General features: G+C 34.0%; 8 protein-coding genes. 1 reads left to right on the forward strand and 7 read right to left on the reverse strand.

What is annotated here, in order from left to right:
• Positions 1-154: 154 nt before the first annotated feature.
• Genes BLL41_RS22085 through BLL41_RS22100 form a run of 4 tightly spaced genes read right to left on the reverse strand, consistent with a single transcriptional unit; the run spans position 155 to position 1383 of the window.
• The gene (locus tag BLL41_RS22085; RefSeq protein WP_071579436.1) at positions 155-712 is read right to left on the reverse strand and encodes a hypothetical protein; all 558 of its coding nucleotides are present in this window, start codon (positions 710-712) and stop codon (positions 155-157) included.
• Between the two features lie 58 nt (positions 713-770).
• Positions 771-902, reverse strand: coding sequence for a hypothetical protein (locus BLL41_RS22090; protein ID WP_071579437.1), 132 nt, complete (start codon positions 900-902; stop codon positions 771-773).
• 10 nt (positions 903-912) lie between these two features.
• Positions 913-1128 carry a hypothetical protein gene (locus tag BLL41_RS22095; protein WP_071579438.1) on the reverse strand — a complete coding sequence of 72 codons (216 nt, stop codon included), beginning with the start codon at positions 1126-1128 and terminating at the stop codon, positions 913-915.
• A 3-nt stretch (positions 1129-1131) separates the two neighbouring features.
• Positions 1132-1383 (reverse strand): hypothetical protein, encoded by a 252-nt coding sequence (locus tag BLL41_RS22100; RefSeq protein WP_004399430.1) that lies wholly within the window; start codon positions 1381-1383, stop codon positions 1132-1134.
• A 70-nt stretch (positions 1384-1453) separates the two neighbouring features.
• On the opposite strand from BLL41_RS22100, the gene BLL41_RS22105 reads away from it, so the two are divergent.
• On the forward strand, positions 1454-1633 hold the full coding sequence (locus BLL41_RS22105; RefSeq protein ID WP_071579439.1) for a DUF8096 family protein: 180 nt from the start codon (positions 1454-1456) through the stop codon (positions 1631-1633).
• An 11-nt stretch (positions 1634-1644) separates the two neighbouring features.
• Here the strand turns inward: BLL41_RS22105 and BLL41_RS22110 are convergent, their stop codons facing one another.
• The 3 genes from BLL41_RS22110 to BLL41_RS22120 form a co-directional block, all read right to left on the reverse strand.
• Positions 1645-1929, reverse strand: a complete 285-nt coding sequence (locus BLL41_RS22110) for a helix-turn-helix domain-containing protein (protein ID WP_071579440.1) — start codon at positions 1927-1929, stop codon at positions 1645-1647.
• 95 nt (positions 1930-2024) lie between these two features.
• Positions 2025-2255: a hypothetical protein gene (locus BLL41_RS22115; protein WP_071579441.1), complete on the reverse strand. Its 231-nt coding sequence runs from the start codon at positions 2253-2255 to the stop codon at positions 2025-2027.
• A gap of 37 nt (positions 2256-2292) precedes the next feature.
• On the reverse strand, positions 2293-2865 hold the full coding sequence (locus BLL41_RS22120; protein ID WP_256252471.1) for an HIRAN domain-containing protein: 573 nt from the start codon (positions 2863-2865) through the stop codon (positions 2293-2295).
• Between the last annotated feature and the right edge of the window lies 1 nt (position 2866).

Below are 2866 nucleotides of genomic sequence, written 5' to 3' on the forward strand. Positions count from 1 at the left end.
CTAAAATAAATTGTTACAATAAAACCTGTCACTATGCCTGTAGCAACTCCAGTAATAAGACCTGTTGATATATCAGATGTTGTTCCAATCCATGTCTGCAGTACAAAATTCATTTTCTTGTCTCCCTACATTTTAAATAATTTCTTTTAGTTAATTATCCTTTATATCGCCTTTCCTTTCTGAAATTCATTAATTCGGAGTGACTCAACTCTTTTATTAATGTTAAATGTTCAAGATTAAACCATACCGTACTTTCAAGAGACCAACTAGCAAAGGGTGAATAATTCCCTTTATACTGCATATGAAGATTGCATGCGTCTCCTGATACGCTAACTGCATCAAAAGATAAGGCGATTTTTTCAAAGTCAATTTTGTATGTACTACAAGAGACTTCTTTTCCGTCAAAACCAACGGGAGATTTAAAAACTGTTCCAATGCAAAATTCGTCTAGAACTTGAAAGGCTTTTTCTAAATTATTGATTTCTAAAACTTTAGCTTGATCGTCTACTTTGAATAAGTACCCTTTCAAATTGAAATCATCAAGTATAAACTGGCTAGAAAGCCATTCTGAACCAAACTCTTCGTTAAAACTAGAAGTCCAAAAACCTCCTTCAGGCTTTTCCATATAATTTTCGGCTGCAGTAAAAAAGGATGGGTTAAATACAGATTCATCGCTTTTGAAATCTGGAGTAATAAACAATTGATTTTCCACACGACACTCTCCTCGAAAAATTGTTCTATAAACATTGTTCAAAGACGCCTTAATAATGTTAAAGCCGCTTCCATACAACATTCTCAAACTGCTTCTGATACAGGTCTTCAAGTATGACAGCCCATTCAATCCAGCCTTCAGCAACAATGCTTTTCTTTTCCCCATCCTCAATCCACTCTATCCAATACACCTGAACACTCCTAACGCTTTACGACTTGAATTTCTCTAACCTCACATTGCACATTACACTTCGTTTTAAGCTCACTTGCTACCTCGATGACTTCTAACATATTATGCAATTTAGAAGCTCCGTGTAGGTCGCTAGATGTCAAATAACCGTCCTCATCTAACTTAAATGTTTTGAAGTAATCCTTGTTTTCAAACTGCAGTACATAAAAATAATCAATCAAAGGCATAAATCAACCTCTTTTAAATAATTTTGTAATCCTCATTGCTAATGGCAGCAGACCAATTAACATGAAAAAAGCAATCACATTAAGCTTATTTTTGAAAAACAGGCTGGCCAAATTCCTTTCCATGCCCGCTGCTGTTTCTTTATCCATGAGTTCTTTAAATTCTTCATCATAGACCTGATCAACAAAAATAAACTTAATGCCGGTCAATAATCCAACTCCAAGCCAGATAATTAAAAAATAAGCTAATCCAATCATTTGTTCCCTCCCTATATCGAACGAAATTTGATATTCTTGAGTATGTTGAATAAATTATGTAGGTGATCTTGTGGAAGAGAAATACGAAACAAACGGGTATGATACTTCAATCGTTTATGATTACAAAGAATATCCAGATGTAAAATACGGTCGCTGCGACAATTGTGATTACACTTTGTTCAAGAGCTCTGTGAAGAGTGGCGTGTTTTTACGTGAGTGTCGTAGATGTGGTATGAAGAAGAGTATCTAAAACACTCTTCTTCATTTATTTTTAGGCTTGATTTCAATTTCAAGATCTAATCCGTCTAGAATTTTGAGTAAGGTGTCCACATTGTAATTCTTACCGTTAGTAACTCTAATAATTTGAGGGTGTTTTAAATTAACCTTTTCAGCTAATTTTCTGACTGAAAGCTTATTCTTCTCTAATCCCTCTTTAATCGCATTAGTAATCTTAAGTTTAGGTACAGAGATAGAATAGTATTCATTGGGAACATCCATAATGTCTTCAATATTCATTTCCACAATGCCATCTTTTTTTGATACCATAAATTCATCAATCCTTTCAGATAAAATGGTATCATATATATTACCGAGTTAAACTTTTAAACTCATTTCGATTGGATCAGGATCAATCACTCGATTCATTGTTTTACCCAAAAAGCTGGTGGAACGTTCAATACTCGATATTGTTCATCTAAATAAGCATGTTTCCTTTCCCAGGAACTTTTCTTCCATGCTTCTTGATTGGTGAATGACGGATCTATTGGCTTTGGATATTCTCCGTTAACCCATCCATCTTCAATATGATTCAGTTTGGCTTCGTTGCCTTTATCATTGTATTTGTACCAGGCAGTTATCATTTTGGCTGCCATATATTCACCATCCCCTTAAAAATCGTAGTTTTATTGTCTATTTGTCTGTTTTAATCACTATTTGACACTCAATTTTATAATCTGTTTCACCTGTTTCAATCTTTGTATCATCACGGTTAACTTTATATTTTCCTCCATACAAACTTGCTGATATTGGGTGCCTTATACCACTCTTTAACTGATCGTAAATGTATTTCTTGCCTTCTTCAAAACTTTTTCGAGGAACATGCCCTACTTTGCAATCATTTACATAGACAGCTATAGCTTCCGGATCGTACTTGTTGTTCTCTTCTAAACGCAATTCACAATTTGAGAAAAGGGCATTATGATAAATAAATATCGGCTCATCAAAAGTTGATTCTAGAATCTCTTTATTTGTCATACCATCATATTTTTCATCGAAGAAAAAGCTATCTTCTTCCTCGGTCTTGATAGCTTTCTTAATATCTTTTTGATAGTGTGATGTTCCTGCAACTTTAAAGTCTATATACTCGAAAAATGCAGACTTTTCTTCATACTTCTTTGAGAAGGCTGTTTCTTGAATCAAGATTGGGAAATTTTCTTTTTTAGATGTCACCTCTGTTTCGCTATTAACCTCAGAAGTATTAATA

Origin of the sequence: Bacillus sp. FMQ74 (assembly GCF_001875785.1) — a bacterium.
In the GTDB taxonomy this organism is placed as follows: Bacteria; Bacillota; Bacilli; order Bacillales; family Bacillaceae; genus Bacillus; species Bacillus stercoris.